A 13947-nucleotide genomic window follows, 5' to 3' on the forward strand; every position below is an offset into this window, starting at 1 on the left:
CTTGAGTAAGCTCCTGGGGTTCACTCTCTTGCCGCCTTCCTGCAACTCGAATTATTTAGGGGAAAAATATGCAAAAACGAAAGGCTAAGCGGAAAACGATTAACGTGCTGCTTCGTAAATACGACGGCTTACATCGAGGGTAATATCCTGATTTTCACCCAGTTTGGTCATACCGTGTTCTTCGAGTTTTTTCAGCAGTGCAGGGATAGAACTGCCGTCCAGGCCGTAGTCGGAGAAGCGAGTTGGCACGCCCATCTGTTCGAAGAAGCTACGGGTTGCGGCGATGGCAGCGTCGATACGCGCATCGTCAGAACCTTCGGTAATGTTCCACACGCGTTCGGCGTATTGCAGCAGCTTAGCGCGTTTGGTATCACGCTTTTCATTCCACAGAGAAGGCAGAACGATAGCCAGCGTTTGGGCGTGATCCAGACCGTGCATTGCGGTCAGCTCGTGGCCCAGCATATGCGTCGCCCAGTCCTGCGGGACGCCTGCGCCAATCAGACCGTTCAGAGCCTGAGTTGCTGCCCACATGATGTTGGCGCGCACAGCGTAGTTTTCTGGTTCTTGCAGCGCTTTCGGGCCGTCTTCGACCAGCGTCAGCAAAATACCTTCCGCAAAGCGATCCTGAATTTTGCCATCAACCGGATAGGTGACGTACTGCTCAACGGTGTGAACAAAGGCGTCAACTACGCCGTTCGCAACCTGACGAGGAGGCAGAGTGTAGGTGTAAACCGGGTCAAGAATGGCGAATACTGGCTGTACGTGTGGTGACATAAACGCGCGTTTGTCACCGGTAGTTTTACGTGAAACGACGGCACCTTTGTTTGATTCAGAACCGGTCGCTGGCAGCGTCAGCACAGAGCCCATTGGGATTGCGCTGGTGACTTTGCTGCCGTAAGTTTCAAGGATTTCCCACGGGTCGATGTTGACGTCGTAGTGCGCCGCTGCGGCGATAAATTTGGTACCGTCGAGTACGGAACCGCCGCCGACAGCCAGCAGGAAGGTCACTTTCTGTTCGCGGGCAATTTTCACCGCGTTCATCAGCGTTTCATACGATGGGTTTGGTTCAATGCCGCCAAATTCCAGCACGTCCAGACCTTTGAGTGCATCCAGCACCTGATCCAGTACGCCGGTTTTTTTTACGCTGCCGCCGCCGTAGGTGACCATAACACGTGCGTCAGCAGGGATTTGAGCGCGCAGATTTTCGATAGCGCCTTTGCCGAACAGAATGCGGGTTGGGGTGTGAAGATCAAAATTAAACATGGCTCGTTCCCTTATCGGTGGGTTAAAAAGAGGGCGGTGAGGGGTTACCGCCGAATGACACCATTGTGGTCTTCGCAGCCGCAGCCCTCAATGCACATTTCTGCGTTTGTCTTGCCTATTTCTCCATAGGGCTGGAGAAATACGTTAATCACAGCCAGAATGATAGCGTCGTAAAAGGGAACTGGAGCGTTCGTTGATGAACCGTGAAGAGATCTGTGCGCTGCTGACAGAAAAAACTAAGCAGCTGAAAAATAAAGAACAAAACCTGAGAGCCTTGCTGCCGGATATCCAGCTACTTTACGGTACACAGCCTTATGCGCGCACGCCGGTGATGTACCGGCCTGGCATCGTTTTTCTCTTTTCCGGTTATAAAATCGGTTATATCAACGAGCGTACCTTCCGCTACGATGCCAATGAATACCTACTGCTTACCGTACCTTTACCCTTCGAATGTGAAACTTTTGCGACCGAAGAAGCGCCATTGGCCGGATTACGTCTTGATGTCGATATTTTGCAGTTGCAGGAACTGCTGATGGAGATTGGGGAAGATACGCTGTTCCGCCCAGGGATTGCGGAAAGCGGCATTAACTCCGCCACGTTATCAGATGAGATCCTTTGTGCCGCAGAACGACTGCTGGATGTCATGGAGCATCCGCTGGACGCACGTATTCTGGGTAAGCAGATCATCCGCGAAATGCTGTATCACGTATTGACCGGGCCGCGCGGCGGGGCGCTGATGGCGCTGGTGAGTCGTCAAACGCATTTCAGCCAAATTAGCCGGGTGCTAAAGCGTATTGAGGGCCAGTACACCGAAACGCTGAGCGTTGACCAACTGGCTGCCGAGGCGAATATGAGTTTGTCAGCGTTCCACCATAATTTTAAATCCGTGACCAGCACGTCGCCGCTGCAATATCTGAAAGCTTACCGCTTGCACAAAGCGAGGATGATGATGGTGCATGACGGCCTGAAGGCCAGCGCGGCGGCGATGCAGGTAGGCTATGAAAGCGCATCACAGTTTAGCCGCGAGTTTAAGCGCTATTTCGGCATGACGCCGGGGGAAGATGCGGCAAGATTACGCGGGATATAGTGCGGGGCCAACCCCGGCGGCGCTGCGCTTGGCCGAGCTACAATGTCAAATGCCGTAGCCCGGTCAAATTCGGTATGGTGAAACCGGGCAAATCGTAGCCCGGGCGAGGCGTTCACGCCGACCCCGGGGAGGCTCGGCGTCTGACCCGACGATGCAATCACGCGTCGCAGTATTTTTTCTTAATCACCACGATAACCGTGCCCAAAAGACCCGCGACCAGCAGAACAATCGGCAGGATCATCAAACAGGTCATCACCTGGTCTTCGTGGCGTTTCACAAACGGAATCATGCTCAAGGCATAGCCCAGACCGGTCACCACAGCGACCCACAACAGCGCGCTCAGCCAGTTGAACAACTGGAAACGACGGTTAGGCAGCCCGGAAATCCCCGCCATTGTAGGCAGTAAGGTGCGCACAAATGCCAGAAAACGTCCCGCCAGGAGCGCCAGCAAACCGTGTCTGTCAAACATGCAGGTTGCACGCTGAAGGTATTTATCCGGCAGCTGTGACATCCAGCTCTTTACCACACGGGTGTTTCCCAACCAGCGACCCTGAAGATAGCTTAGCCAACAGCCCAGACTGGCGGCGGTCGTCAGGATAATGAGTGTCGGCACGTAGCCCATCACGCCCTTCGCAATGAGCGCGCCCGCCAATAGCAACAGGCTATCACCGGGTAAAAATGACGCGGGAAGCAGGCCGTTTTCCAGAAACAGTGTGGCAAACATGACCAGATAAACGATCCCCACAACGTGCGGATTCGCCAGAGCAGCAAAATCGTGCTGCCAAAGCGCGGCGACAATATCTTGAATTACGACCATGAACATTCCTGTGGAACAGCATTTTCGCCCATTGTACGCGTGAAAGATGAAGAACACCTTGATCGTGTGCGCAACAAATGAAGCGACGTTGTTCTGAATTACTGACAACAATGCGGGATTGGTTTACACCCGGCGCCAGGCGACGCCGGGCTTGAGGTTATGTTACACGATGCGTGAAAAACCTGCTGATAAATCCGCAATCAGATCGTCAACGTTTTCTAAACCGATATGAACGCGAATCAGGGTGCCGCTGAAATCAATTTTGCCGTCGGGACGGATCTCCTGAAGCTCTTCTGGCTGATTAGCAAGGATCAACGACTCGAAGCCGCCCCACGAATACGCCATGCTGAACAAGGTGAAATTATCGAGATAGGTTGCCAGTTCATCCTGAGTTAAATGCTTTTTCAGAACGAACGAGAACAAGCCGCTGCTGCCAGTAAAGTCACGTTTCCAGAACTCATGCCCTTTACTGCCCGGCAGTGCAGGATGGTTGACGCGTTCAACCTGTGGCTGCTGGGCGAGCCATTCGGCGACTTTCAGGCTGCTTTCATGGTGCTGACGTAAACGCACGCCCAGCGTTCGCAGGCCGCGACTGGTCATATAGGCCGTGTCGGCATCAAGCATCTGGCCCATCAGATAGGCATTCTCACGCAGCTGCGCCCAGCACCGTTCGTTAGAGACCGCGGTACCCACCATCGCATCGGAGTGGCCAATCAGGTATTTGGTGCCCGCCTGAATGGAGATATCGATGCCGAATTCCAGCGCTTTAAACAAAATACCCGCCGCCCAGGTGTTATCGATCATGATGATGGCGTCCGGTGCCACGCGGCGCACGGCGGCAACAATTGCCGGAACGTCGTGTACTTCCATAGTGATGGAACCCGGGGATTCAAGGAACACCACTTTAGTATTGGGCTGAACAAGCGCTGCAATCTCCTCGCCAATCAAGGGATCAAACCAACTTGTTGTCACGCCCAGTTTGCCGAGAATTTTGGAACAGAAATCCTGGGTAGGTTCGTAGGCGGTATTGGTCACCAGAATATGGTCACCCTGCTCGACAAACGCCAGAATCGTATTCGCGACCGCCGCCGCACCACAGGGGAACAGTGCGCAGCCTGCACCGCCTTCCAGCTCGCACATCGCTTCTTGTAAGGAGAAGTGGGTTAAGGTCCCGCGACGTCCGTAAAACAGCTCGCCGTTAGCGCGGTTGTGGGTGGCATGTTTCTTGGCAGCCACCGTTTCAAAGACCAGCGAGGATGCACGCTGAATCACGCTGTTCACCGATCCTTGCGTAAATTTCTTGCTGCGTCCGGCGTTAACCAGCGCGGTATCGAGGTGCTTGTCTGCCATCTTGTGTTTACCTGTTTTTATACGTCTGGACGTCTAAACTAACACGATTGCAGAGAGGGTGTACCGTTTCACATGCATACAGTAGAAAATTTTGCTTTAACGCGCGCGGAAAACTTTTTTACTGCGTAAGCGCAAGGAAAATAAGTGTGATTTAGGTCAATATGCAAATACTAATGAGAACTACTATCAATTCGAAGTTTTTTTGATATTATTGTGCTCAGATTTTGTGATTTATGTCCTGGAGATACACAGTGGGTAATAATTTGATGCAGGCGGATCTCTCCGTTTGGGGTATGTATCAACATGCCGACATCGTGGTTAAAGTGGTCATGATTGGTCTGATACTGGCATCCGTCGTCACCTGGGCTATTTTCTTCAGTAAGGGTGCCGAACTTCTCGCCCATAAGCGCCGCCTCAAGCGCGAACAAAAACTGTTAGGTGACGTACGTTCCCTTAACCAGGCGAGCGAAGTGGCGACGGCGTTTGATGCCCGCAGCTTGAGCAGTCAGTTAATTAACGAAGCGCAGAACGAGCTGGAGCTCTCTGCGGGTTCGGAAGACAACGAAGGCATTAAAGAGCGTACCGGTTTCCGTCTTGAGCGTCGCGTGGCGGCGGTTGGGCGTCACATGGGACGCGGCAATGGCTTCTTGGCGACTATCGGTGCAATCTCCCCGTTCGTCGGCCTGTTTGGTACCGTGTGGGGTATCATGAACAGCTTCATCGGGATTGCTCAAACGCAAACCACTAACCTGGCGGTCGTCGCACCTGGTATCGCAGAAGCCCTGCTGGCAACGGCAATTGGCCTGTTTGCTGCGATTCCTGCGGTTGTTATCTACAACATCTTTGCGCGTCTTATCGGTGGCTTCAAAGCGAACCTCAGCGATGTTGCTGCTCAGGTATTGCTGCTGCAAAGCCGCGATCTGGATCTTAGCGCCAGCGGCGTACATCCGGTTCGTACCGCCCAGAAATTACGAGTAGGTTAATGCCCCATGGCTATGCGTCTTAATGAAAATCTGGACGATACCGGCGAAATGCATGACATCAACGTAACGCCGTTTATCGACGTTATGTTGGTACTGCTGATTATCTTCATGGTGGCTGCTCCGCTGGCGACCGTGGATGTGAAAGTTAATCTGCCGGCCTCCTCCAGCCAACCGCAGCCGCGTCCGGAAAAACCGATTTATCTGTCGGTGAAAGCGGACAAATCCATGTTCCTCGGCAACGAACCGATTACTGATGACAACATGGTGACGTCGCTCGATGCGCTGACGGAAGGCAAGAAAGATACCACCGTCTTCTTCCGTGCCGATAAAACGGTAGATTACGAAACGATGATGAAGGTGATGGATACCTTGCATCAGGCGGGCTATCTGAAGATTGGCCTCGTCGGCGAAGAAACCGTCGCGAAAAAGTAAGTCTCCCGAATGGCGCATTTTATGCGCCATTCGCTATTTTACTGCCTACTCAATAAATATTTCCCTTAAGTCTTATTATTCTCCAGCGATAACAGTATGGGTTAAATAATATTTAGCCTGACTTAATTTCATCAATATATTTTTAACCTTGTAGTGGCTAGCCATAAATAACCTTTCTACGCTTAATCCTGAACGCTAACAATAATATAAAACACCTGCGGCGGACGGAAAATAATATGGCTATAACAACTGCAAAAGATGCCGATGGATTGCATCACGATCTGTTTTCATTATCCTCAATTCGTCAAAGAGCAGACCGGCTACTGCTGGTACTAAGCTGGGTGATGTGGGCCGTGTCGCTGGGTGTTGGCGGTATGAATGAGAACTTCACGCTGGCGCTAATCGCGGCGAGCATTCTATCGGTGCTGGCGACGATAATGACGCTACTCTTTGCCGGTAAATTACTCACCCGCCTGGTGTATGCTGTTATTTTAATGGCTTATTCTGCGCTGCTTATTCAGCTTGGTGGTGGTGAAACCGAATACCATTTTTCTGTTTTTGTCCTGCTCTCAGCGCTGTTGGCGTGGCGAGACTGGCGGCCATTAATGATGGGGGCCGGAGTGATTGCGCTGCATCACCTGACCTTTAATTATTTGCAGGAATATGGTCTTTTCAATATTACCGTCTTTATGCACACCGGCCTGCATATGGTTGTCATGCACGGGGTGTATGTCGTGGCGCAGACGGTATTTTTGGTGTTCCTCGCCGTGCGCATGGAACAGGATGCGCGTTCGGCCAGCGAAGTGGCAAAGCTTGCTGCGGTAATTAACCGGGAATCCGGCTACCTGACGCTGGCGCACGATGCTAAAACCAGCCGCTCTCCGTTTGCCCGTACCTTTAGTCTGACGCTGGACGCGATGCGCAAAACGCTGGAGCAGGTAAGTGGTAACGTCTCGCAACTGCTGGAAGCTTCACAAACGTTGCTTCAGCGTAATACCGCACTGTCTGAACGTACCGATAACCAGGCGCGCTCGTTAGCGGTGACTGCCAGCGCAATGGAGCAATTAGCCGCCGCGGCCTCGCTCACCAATGATAAGGCCAACGAAGCGCGTACGCTGGCGATGCAAGCCAGCGACGTTGCCCGTCAGGGTGGGGACAATATTCGTTCGGCTATGACCTCAATGATCCATATTCGTGATGAATCCTTAAAAATTAACGGCATTCTGGAGCTGATTGACGGCATTGCCTTCCAGACCAATATTTTGTCGCTGAACGCTTCCGTGGAAGCCGCCCGTGCGGGGGCTCATGGCAAAGGTTTTGCGGTTGTTGCGGCGGAAGTACGTACGCTGGCGCTACGTTGTGAGGGTGCCGCGAGGGATATTCGTCAATTGATTGCTACCTCGGTGGAGCGGACGCATCAGGGAGCGAGTCAGGTTGAGCAGGCAGGGGAAACCATGGCGGCGATTATCCATAACATCAACAGCTTACAGGCCTGCGTCGACGTGCTGTCATCTATGAGCGAACAGCAGCGTACCAGCGTACTGCAAATGAAAGGCAGCATTGCGCATATTGATGCCAGCGTGCAGGAGAACGTACAGCACGTGGCGCAGACTATTCAGGTGGCACATCAGCAGCAGCGACATACCGGTGAGCTTAAGTCGGCCATCTCGGTATTCCGCCTGGTGTGAGGTCACAAAACTGAAAGATGTATGACAAATAGTCCAGTTATGTGACAACTTACGCAGTTGCCAGAAAACGTAATGCCAGTACGAAAAATGACAATAGGATTGTGATTTTCATCCTCCTACATTGAAGCCTCTTCAATTCGGGAGGAATGATTCGTGGCAAATGACACTAAATTGTCGATCGCAGAAAAACTGGGATACGGCATGGGCGACGCCGCTTGCGGCATCGTCTACTCTTCGGTAACGATGTTTTTGACCTGGTTCTACACCGATATTTACGGCCTCTCCGCGGCAGCGGTGGGGGTGATGTTCCTCGTGACTCGCGTGCTGGATGCGATAACCGATCCGCTCACGGGGATTGTCGCCGACCGGGTAAAAACCCGCTGGGGGCACTTCCGTCCCTGGCTTATCTGGTTTGCGATCCCCTATGCTGTGCTGGCCGTGATGACCTTCACCACGCCTGCCTTTAGTGAGTCTGGCAAGCTGGTTTATGCCTATCTGACCTACACCTTGCTGATGCTGTGTTACACCTTTATCAATATTCCTTACTGCGCGCTGGGTGGCGTGATCACCCGCGATGAAAAGGATCGTCTGTCCGCGCAGTCCTACCGCTTCACTATCTCGTCAGTGGCAGGATTGATGGTTTCGGTTGCCACGCTATTCCTGGTCGATTATCTGGGCAAAGACGATAAGCAGTTCGGCTTCCAGGCGACCATGGGGATCATGGGGGCTATCGCTATTGTAATGCTGGTGTTCTGCTTCTTCTCCACCAAAGAGCGCGTGGCACCGGCGGTCGAACAGCAAAGTAGTATCCGTGAAGATTTGCGCTCATTACTGGCAAACGATCAGTGGCGGATCGTGGCTGTCATCACCTTCTTCTCCAGCATGGCCGGAGTCATGCGCGGCGCAGCAACGCTGTACTACGCCACCTATTTAATGATGGGCGGGGTGGAGTCGGCGGCAGGCACGGCGATGAAATCAGCGTTTATCTCAACCAGCGTGGTCGGCACTATTATTGGCAGCATCGCCGCAGGCTGGCTGGCCAAGCGTTACCGGGCGGTGTCGTTGTTTAAAAATATCAACCTGCTGCTGGTGGTGGTGGGTGTGATTATGTTCTTCGTGCCGCCGACCTGGCTGCCGGTCGTTTTCCCTCTGTACTTCCTCGTTGGCTTCTTCCATCAAATGTATCAACCGTTTAAGTGGAACATGATGGCTAACGCCGCCGACTACGGCGAGTGGAAGTTTGGTCGTCGCATCACTGGTTTATCTTACTCTGGCAACCTGTTCGCGCTGAAAATGGGCATGGCGGTTGCTGGTGCGGTGGTGGGCTTCTCGCTGGGACTGTTCGGTTATCAGGCTGGGGTTTCAGTACAAACGCCAATGGCCACGATGGGCATCGTTGGGCTGCTGATATTGGGGCCATCGCTGTCTTATCTGGTGCTGTGGTGGTTGTCGCGCTTCTACAAACTGGACGACAAAGCCATGGCAACCATTCAGCGTGATTTGTCCGCTCGTCAGCAGGCGAATTCCACGAAGGTTAATGCGGAGCCAGAAACCGTGGCCAGCGTGTTACATAAAGCCTAAGGAGGGTACGATGACATCGAACCATTACCATAATCCCATCTTGTGCGCCGACTATTCAGACCCGGATATGGTGCGCGTCGGCGATGACTTTTTTATGGTCTCGTCGAGTTTTAACCATATGCCAGCGCTGCCAATTCTACACTCGACGGACCTGGTTAACTGGACGATTATCAACCACGTTTTCAACGCGTTACCGCTGGCGGGGTTTGATGAATACCAACCCGGAAAAGGGGTGTGGGCACCGTCCATTCGCTGGCATAACAATAAGCTGTGGGTATTTTTCAGTACCCCGGACGAAGGCATTTTCATGTCTCACACCGATGATGCCAGGGGCGAATGGAGCGCCCCGCACTGCGTGCAACCGGCAAAAGGGTGGATAGATCCGTGCCCGTTCTGGGACGACAACGGAGAAGCCTGGCTGGTACATGCATTTGCCCACAGTCGCAGTGGAATAAAACATCAGCTTCAGCTATTTGCCATGTCGCCGGACGGTACTTCGCTGCTAGGTGAAGGGCGCATTATTTATGATGGCAGCGTCGACCAGCCGACGCTGGAAGGGCCAAAAGTCTATAAACGGGGCGAGTGGTACTACATCTTTGCGCCTGCGGGCAGCGTAGAAACCGGCTGGGAAACGGTGTTACGAGCCAAGAGTATGACCGGCCCATGGCACGCGAAAAACGTACTGTTCCAGGGCAACACGCCGGTCAATGGCCCGCATCAGGGCGGCTGGGTTGAGCTGGACGACGGTGAATGCTGGTTTGTTCATTTCCAGGACGCGCATTTGTACGGGCGAGTAGTTCACCTGCAACCGATGCACTGGGAAGCAGATGGCTGGCCGCGTATTGGGGAGCAAATTGATGACGATGGCGTGGGGCAGCCGGTGATGCATTGGCCGCGTCCCGCAAGCCTGCGATCATCGCAGCCTATGTTACCGCAGACCAGCGACGATTTTGTCGACGGTAAGCCCGGGCTGCAATGGCAGTGGCAGGCCAATCCTGACCCCGCGTGGCTGTTACCGGGCGACGGGCAGCTCAGCCTTCGCTGCTGTGGGTTACCGCAGGCGCAGGAGAAGCGCAATTTTTACTGGCTGCCTAACTTGCTGCTGCAAAAATTCCCGGCATGGCAGTTCAGTGCGCAGACCCGGATGACGCTGAATGCCGCCGCACCCGGCGATGCAGGCGGTTTGATTGTCTATGGTGAGCGTTATGCCGCGCTGCTTTTAGAGAACTGCAGCGACAGGCAGCGGTTGCTGTGGGTCACGGGCTGGATGAGCGATACGGGCGTGGTGCACGAAAGCCGTCAGGCGCTGACCTATGTCGATGCGGCATTTTGTGAGATGAAGGTGGTGGTTTCACTGGGCGGTATTTGCCGTTTTGCCTGGCGTCAGGGTGACGGTGACTGGCAGCGGGTTTGTCAGCCTTTCGCCGCTGGAAAAGGCAAATGGGTGGGGGCTAAGGTGGGGCTTGTCGCGTTATCGCTGGAGCAGGCAACATCGCGAGGTTCCTGCGCGTTCAATCATTTTGCTCTGGATATTAACGGCTGATCTGCGCGTTTTTCCTCGTCTTTGTCGACATTGAGGATGACGTTAGCTGTCCGGTAATCTCCATCGGCCAGGCCGCGACTGATCGTTAGCGTCGCGGTCTCCCGACTCAGGACATGTTGATAGCAGGATTCCGTATGCGCGAGAATCTTATCGCGCAGATGGGGGTAACGTGCCATCACTTCGCACAGCGCAGCACCAAAGATCTCTTCTTTGACTTGATAAGCGTAGATTTCGCGGCGATTTTGCCATTTCATCTTCACCAGCGTGGCAGGAATCGGTGCTTGAGGGCTGGAGATCTGACGGCCCTGGGCATTTTTTTCATCACGCAGCACCTGAAGATTTCGCGCAAGGAGAGTGTCATCACTTATCTGCGGGCTTAACGCTATATTAGCCTCAGTAACATCGACAAGTTTCATACTACTTATCCGTCAGATTATAAAACAAAGGGGTGACTCTTTCCTGAGTCATTAAATTAAGCCAGATCTTATTACCGTCTTCATTTATTTCCTGGGTTTTTAACTCGATAATTTGACTTAACTCAAGTGCGGAAATCTCTCCCTGAAGTACCAGGTTATTTAGCATAAGGGCAAAAGCTTCAATTTTAGCCACGCGATATAATCGGTCTTTAATATGACGATCGTGCTCTTCAAGCAAGGGATTACGCGACTGCCCGCCGCCCAGCAATATCTCATCCTGCCAATCAGCGAGCGTAGCCTTCGCAGGCAGCGGTTCTTGAGTTGCTTTCATATCAGGGTTTTCGGCATCAATAGCCGAGATACAAAAGCGAGCTGGGATAAGGGTTTCAGCGATCATATAGGCGTCATCATTGATTGGCTGGAGCGTGATTTTTATTATAGTGAGGTTCGTTGACATTATCATGGAGCACTTTTAAAATCAAAAAAAGTGGAGAAAACCATGAGCGGTATTATTTATTTTGTGATGGTGTTGCTGTTGCTCACCGCCATTATTTTATTTTTCATGTATGGTCAAAATAACGAAGCGGCTGATACCGAAAATGAAACTGCTGCCCCAGCGGTTGCCACCCCGCTGACCAAAGATGAAGGTGAAAACCATTTTGCCGGGCTGATGAGTACCATTACGCCAGCCTGGTATTGGCGTATTAATCATGAGTATATCGACTTTATCCAGTCCACCATTAAGCGTATGTCGACTGACGAATTAAAAGACATTCCCGGCCTGTTTGAAGCCCAGGAGCGTTGTCGCAGTCTCAACGGTGCCGTTTACGAATATTACGACGAAATCAAACGCCGTTGCCTGAAAGGCGAGCAGGTCACGCTTGGCGATCCGGTGGTGACCACGCTTCAGCAAAGCTACCAGGAATTTGCCCGGGAAGCCTACCCTGAACTGGTTGCGCTGGTGTGGCCGGACTATCAGCGGCCATTCATCCGTCCTCATGATGTTTAGTTTTAGCTGTTGATATATTGTTGCGATGTTGGGATATAATGGCGCGAATTTGACTGACTCACAGGACATTATGGAACGCTTTCTTGAAAATCTGATGTATGCATCGCGCTGGATCCTGGCCCCGGTTTATTTTGGCCTTTCGCTGGCACTGCTGGCCTTAGCGATCAAATTCTTTCAGGAGATCTTTCATATTCTGCCGCACATTTTCAGCCTGGCAGAAGCCGATCTGATCCTGACGCTGCTGTCGTTGGTGGATATGACGCTGGTTGGCGGGCTGCTGGTGATGGTGATGTTCTCGGGCTATGAAAACTTTGTCTCGCAGCTTGATATCAGTGCCGATAAAGAGAAGCTGAACTGGCTGGGCAAAATGGATGCGACGTCACTGAAAAACAAAGTGGCGGCGTCGATTGTGGCCATCTCTTCTATTCACCTGCTGCGCGTGTTTATGGATGCCAAAAACGTCCCGGACAACAAGCTGATGTGGTACGTGATTATTCACCTGACCTTTGTGTTATCCGCGTTTGTGATGGGTTATCTTGATAGCCTCACGCGCGCAAAAAAATCCTGATCCCTTATTTGAACCACAATAACGAAAGACCGCACAATTCGGTCCCCTCGCCCCTCTGGGGAGAGGGCTAGGGTGAGGGGGAAAGGTGCGGTGCATTAACCCTCACCCTCACTCTTATTAAGGGAGAGGGGGCATATCGTGCCCACACTCAACTTACTTATCCGACGACGCCTGCCACAGATTCAACTGCCCATCCGCTACATGCTTATCAATCTGCGCTAATTCCTCGGCAGAGAAATGCAGATTACCCAGCGCCTTCACGTTCTCTTCAATTTGCTCCGGGCGGCTTGCACCAATCAGCACTGACGTTACGCGGTTATCTTTTAGCAGCCAGCTAAGCGCCATCTGCGCCATCGACTGATCGCGCTGTTGTGCCATGTTGTTAAGCAACCGCAGGCTGCTTAAGTTGCTTTCGCTCAACATATTCTCCGTCAGGCCGCGCGCTTTTTTGCCTTCCGTTTGCATACGTGAACCGTCGGGAATGCCGTTCAAGTATTTGCCTGTCAGCAGCCCCTGCGCCAGTGGGGTAAAGGCAATGCAGCCTACGCCGTTGTGCTCCAGAGTATCCAGCAGCCCACTGTTATCGACCCAGCGGTTGAGCAGGTTATAGGAAGGCTGGTGGATGAGTAGCGGGATTTTCCACTCGCGCAGCAACTCGACCATCGCCTGAGTGCGCTCTGTTGAATAAGACGAGATACCTACGTAAAGCGCTTTACCGCTTTGCACCGCCTGCGCTAGCGCGCTGGTGGTCTCTTCCATTGGCGTGCGCTCATCCACCCGGTGAGAGTAGAAGATATCGACGTAATCCAGCCCCATCCGTTTCAGGCTCTGGTCGAGGCTTGTCAGCAGATACTTACGCGAACCACCGGAACCGTATGGCCCTGCCCACATGTCGTAGCCCGCTTTGGTGGAGATAATGAGTTCGTCGCGATAGGGAGCGAAATCTTCGCGCAGCAAGCGACCAAAGTTCTCCTCGGCGCTGCCCGGTGGGGGGCCGTAGTTGTTGGCGAGATCGAAGTGAGTTATCCCGCAGTCAAAGGCTTTACGCAGCAATGCGCGTTGATCGTCCAGGGCGTGGATATGGCCGAAACTGTGCCATAGGCCGAGGGACAGCGCCGGGAGTTGTAAACCGCTGCGACCACAGTAGCGATACTGCATCTCTTGATAACGGGCTGGGTTTGCTTGCCAGGCCATAATGTCTCCTTTTCTT

At 52.8% G+C, this 13947-nt stretch carries 14 protein-coding genes; 8 read left to right on the forward strand and 6 right to left on the reverse strand.

Features of this window, described 5'->3' with window-relative positions; genetic code table 11:
- Positions 1 to 99 precede the first annotated feature (99 nt).
- Complete coding sequence (yqhD, locus tag U0026_RS03610; protein ID WP_062776381.1) at positions 100 to 1263, reverse strand: alcohol dehydrogenase; 1164 nt, start codon at positions 1261 to 1263, stop codon at positions 100 to 102.
- Positions 1264 to 1459: 196 nt separating this feature from the next.
- Here yqhD and U0026_RS03615 point away from each other — a divergent pair, with 196 nt between their 5' ends.
- Positions 1460 to 2350, forward strand: coding sequence for an AraC family transcriptional regulator (locus U0026_RS03615; RefSeq protein WP_062776382.1), 891 nt, complete (start codon positions 1460 to 1462; stop codon positions 2348 to 2350).
- Between the two features lie 157 nt (positions 2351 to 2507).
- Here U0026_RS03615 and U0026_RS03620 read toward each other — a convergent pair whose 3' ends face one another.
- Positions 2508 to 3167 (reverse strand): DedA family protein, encoded by a 660-nt coding sequence (locus U0026_RS03620; protein WP_062776384.1) that lies wholly within the window; start codon positions 3165 to 3167, stop codon positions 2508 to 2510.
- Positions 3168 to 3329: 162 nt separating this feature from the next.
- Positions 3330 to 4517, reverse strand: coding sequence for a cystathionine beta-lyase (gene metC / locus U0026_RS03625; protein WP_062776386.1), 1188 nt, complete (start codon positions 4515 to 4517; stop codon positions 3330 to 3332).
- A 251-nt stretch (positions 4518 to 4768) separates the two neighbouring features.
- Between metC and exbB the strand changes: the two genes are divergently transcribed.
- The 5 genes from exbB to U0026_RS03650 all read left to right on the forward strand — a co-directional run bounded on the left by exbB (position 4769) and on the right by U0026_RS03650 (position 10744).
- On the forward strand, positions 4769 to 5500 hold the full coding sequence (gene exbB / locus U0026_RS03630; protein ID WP_062776388.1) for a tol-pal system-associated acyl-CoA thioesterase: 732 nt from the start codon (positions 4769 to 4771) through the stop codon (positions 5498 to 5500).
- A gap of 6 nt (positions 5501 to 5506) precedes the next feature.
- Positions 5507 to 5932 carry a TonB system transport protein ExbD gene (gene exbD, locus U0026_RS03635; protein ID WP_062776389.1) on the forward strand — a complete coding sequence of 142 codons (426 nt, stop codon included), beginning with the start codon at positions 5507 to 5509 and terminating at the stop codon, positions 5930 to 5932.
- Positions 5933 to 6168: 236 nt separating this feature from the next.
- A complete protein-coding gene (locus U0026_RS03640) occupies positions 6169 to 7620 on the forward strand; it encodes a methyl-accepting chemotaxis protein (RefSeq protein WP_062776391.1) in 1452 nt (483 codons plus the stop codon).
- Positions 7621 to 7773: 153 nt separating this feature from the next.
- Positions 7774 to 9201 carry a glycoside-pentoside-hexuronide (GPH):cation symporter gene (locus U0026_RS03645; protein ID WP_062776392.1) on the forward strand — a complete coding sequence of 476 codons (1428 nt, stop codon included), beginning with the start codon at positions 7774 to 7776 and terminating at the stop codon, positions 9199 to 9201.
- A 10-nt stretch (positions 9202 to 9211) separates the two neighbouring features.
- Complete coding sequence (locus tag U0026_RS03650; protein ID WP_062776394.1) at positions 9212 to 10744, forward strand: glycoside hydrolase family 43 protein; 1533 nt, start codon at positions 9212 to 9214, stop codon at positions 10742 to 10744.
- Here the strand turns inward: U0026_RS03650 and U0026_RS03655 are convergent.
- Together U0026_RS03655 and U0026_RS03660 are read right to left on the reverse strand one after the other, a co-directional pair.
- Positions 10717 to 11160: a hypothetical protein gene (locus tag U0026_RS03655; protein WP_062776395.1), complete on the reverse strand. Its 444-nt coding sequence runs from the start codon at positions 11158 to 11160 to the stop codon at positions 10717 to 10719. The genes U0026_RS03650 and U0026_RS03655 overlap by 28 nt on opposite strands.
- 1 nt (position 11161) lies before the next feature.
- Positions 11162 to 11617 (reverse strand): hypothetical protein, encoded by a 456-nt coding sequence (locus U0026_RS03660; protein WP_307154553.1) that lies wholly within the window; start codon positions 11615 to 11617, stop codon positions 11162 to 11164.
- A 42-nt stretch (positions 11618 to 11659) separates the two neighbouring features.
- Between U0026_RS03660 and U0026_RS03665 the strand changes: the two genes are divergently transcribed.
- Both U0026_RS03665 and U0026_RS03670 read left to right on the forward strand, forming a co-directional pair.
- Positions 11660 to 12169, forward strand: coding sequence for an ESA_00282 family adhesion-associated protein (locus tag U0026_RS03665; protein WP_062776397.1), 510 nt, complete (start codon positions 11660 to 11662; stop codon positions 12167 to 12169).
- A 70-nt stretch (positions 12170 to 12239) separates the two neighbouring features.
- A complete protein-coding gene (locus tag U0026_RS03670; RefSeq protein ID WP_062776398.1) occupies positions 12240 to 12737 on the forward strand; it encodes a TIGR00645 family protein in 498 nt (165 codons plus the stop codon).
- Positions 12738 to 12890: 153 nt separating this feature from the next.
- On the opposite strand, the gene U0026_RS03675 is transcribed toward U0026_RS03670, so the two are convergent.
- Positions 12891 to 13931 carry an aldo/keto reductase gene (locus U0026_RS03675; protein ID WP_062776400.1) on the reverse strand — a complete coding sequence of 347 codons (1041 nt, stop codon included), beginning with the start codon at positions 13929 to 13931 and terminating at the stop codon, positions 12891 to 12893.
- Positions 13932 to 13947 lie beyond the last annotated feature (16 nt).

This window comes from Kluyvera intermedia, from assembly GCF_034424175.1.
In the GTDB taxonomy this organism is placed as follows: domain Bacteria; phylum Pseudomonadota; class Gammaproteobacteria; order Enterobacterales; family Enterobacteriaceae; genus Kluyvera; species Kluyvera intermedia.

Bases quoted from the DNA above. Each gene is read 5' to 3' on its own strand.
- yqhD (WP_062776381.1), bottom strand. From the start codon at position 1,263: ATGTTTAATTTTGATCTTCACACCCCAACCCGCATTCTGTTCGGCAAA.
- U0026_RS03615 (WP_062776382.1), top strand. From the start codon at position 1,460: ATGAACCGTGAAGAGATCTGTGCGCTGCTGACAGAAAAAACTAAGCAG.
- U0026_RS03620 (WP_062776384.1), bottom strand. From the start codon at position 3,167: ATGGTCGTAATTCAAGATATTGTCGCCGCGCTTTGGCAGCACGATTTT.
- metC (WP_062776386.1), bottom strand. From the start codon at position 4,517: ATGGCAGACAAGCACCTCGATACCGCGCTGGTTAACGCCGGACGCAGC.
- exbD (WP_062776389.1), top strand. From the start codon at position 5,507: ATGGCTATGCGTCTTAATGAAAATCTGGACGATACCGGCGAAATGCAT.
- U0026_RS03640 (WP_062776391.1), top strand. From the start codon at position 6,169: ATGGCTATAACAACTGCAAAAGATGCCGATGGATTGCATCACGATCTG.
- U0026_RS03650 (WP_062776394.1), top strand. From the start codon at position 9,212: ATGACATCGAACCATTACCATAATCCCATCTTGTGCGCCGACTATTCA.
- U0026_RS03655 (WP_062776395.1), bottom strand. From the start codon at position 11,160: ATGAAACTTGTCGATGTTACTGAGGCTAATATAGCGTTAAGCCCGCAG.
- U0026_RS03660 (WP_307154553.1), bottom strand. From the start codon at position 11,617: ATGTCAACGAACCTCACTATAATAAAAATCACGCTCCAGCCAATCAAT.
- U0026_RS03665 (WP_062776397.1), top strand. From the start codon at position 11,660: ATGAGCGGTATTATTTATTTTGTGATGGTGTTGCTGTTGCTCACCGCC.
- U0026_RS03670 (WP_062776398.1), top strand. From the start codon at position 12,240: ATGGAACGCTTTCTTGAAAATCTGATGTATGCATCGCGCTGGATCCTG.
- U0026_RS03675 (WP_062776400.1), bottom strand. From the start codon at position 13,931: ATGGCCTGGCAAGCAAACCCAGCCCGTTATCAAGAGATGCAGTATCGC.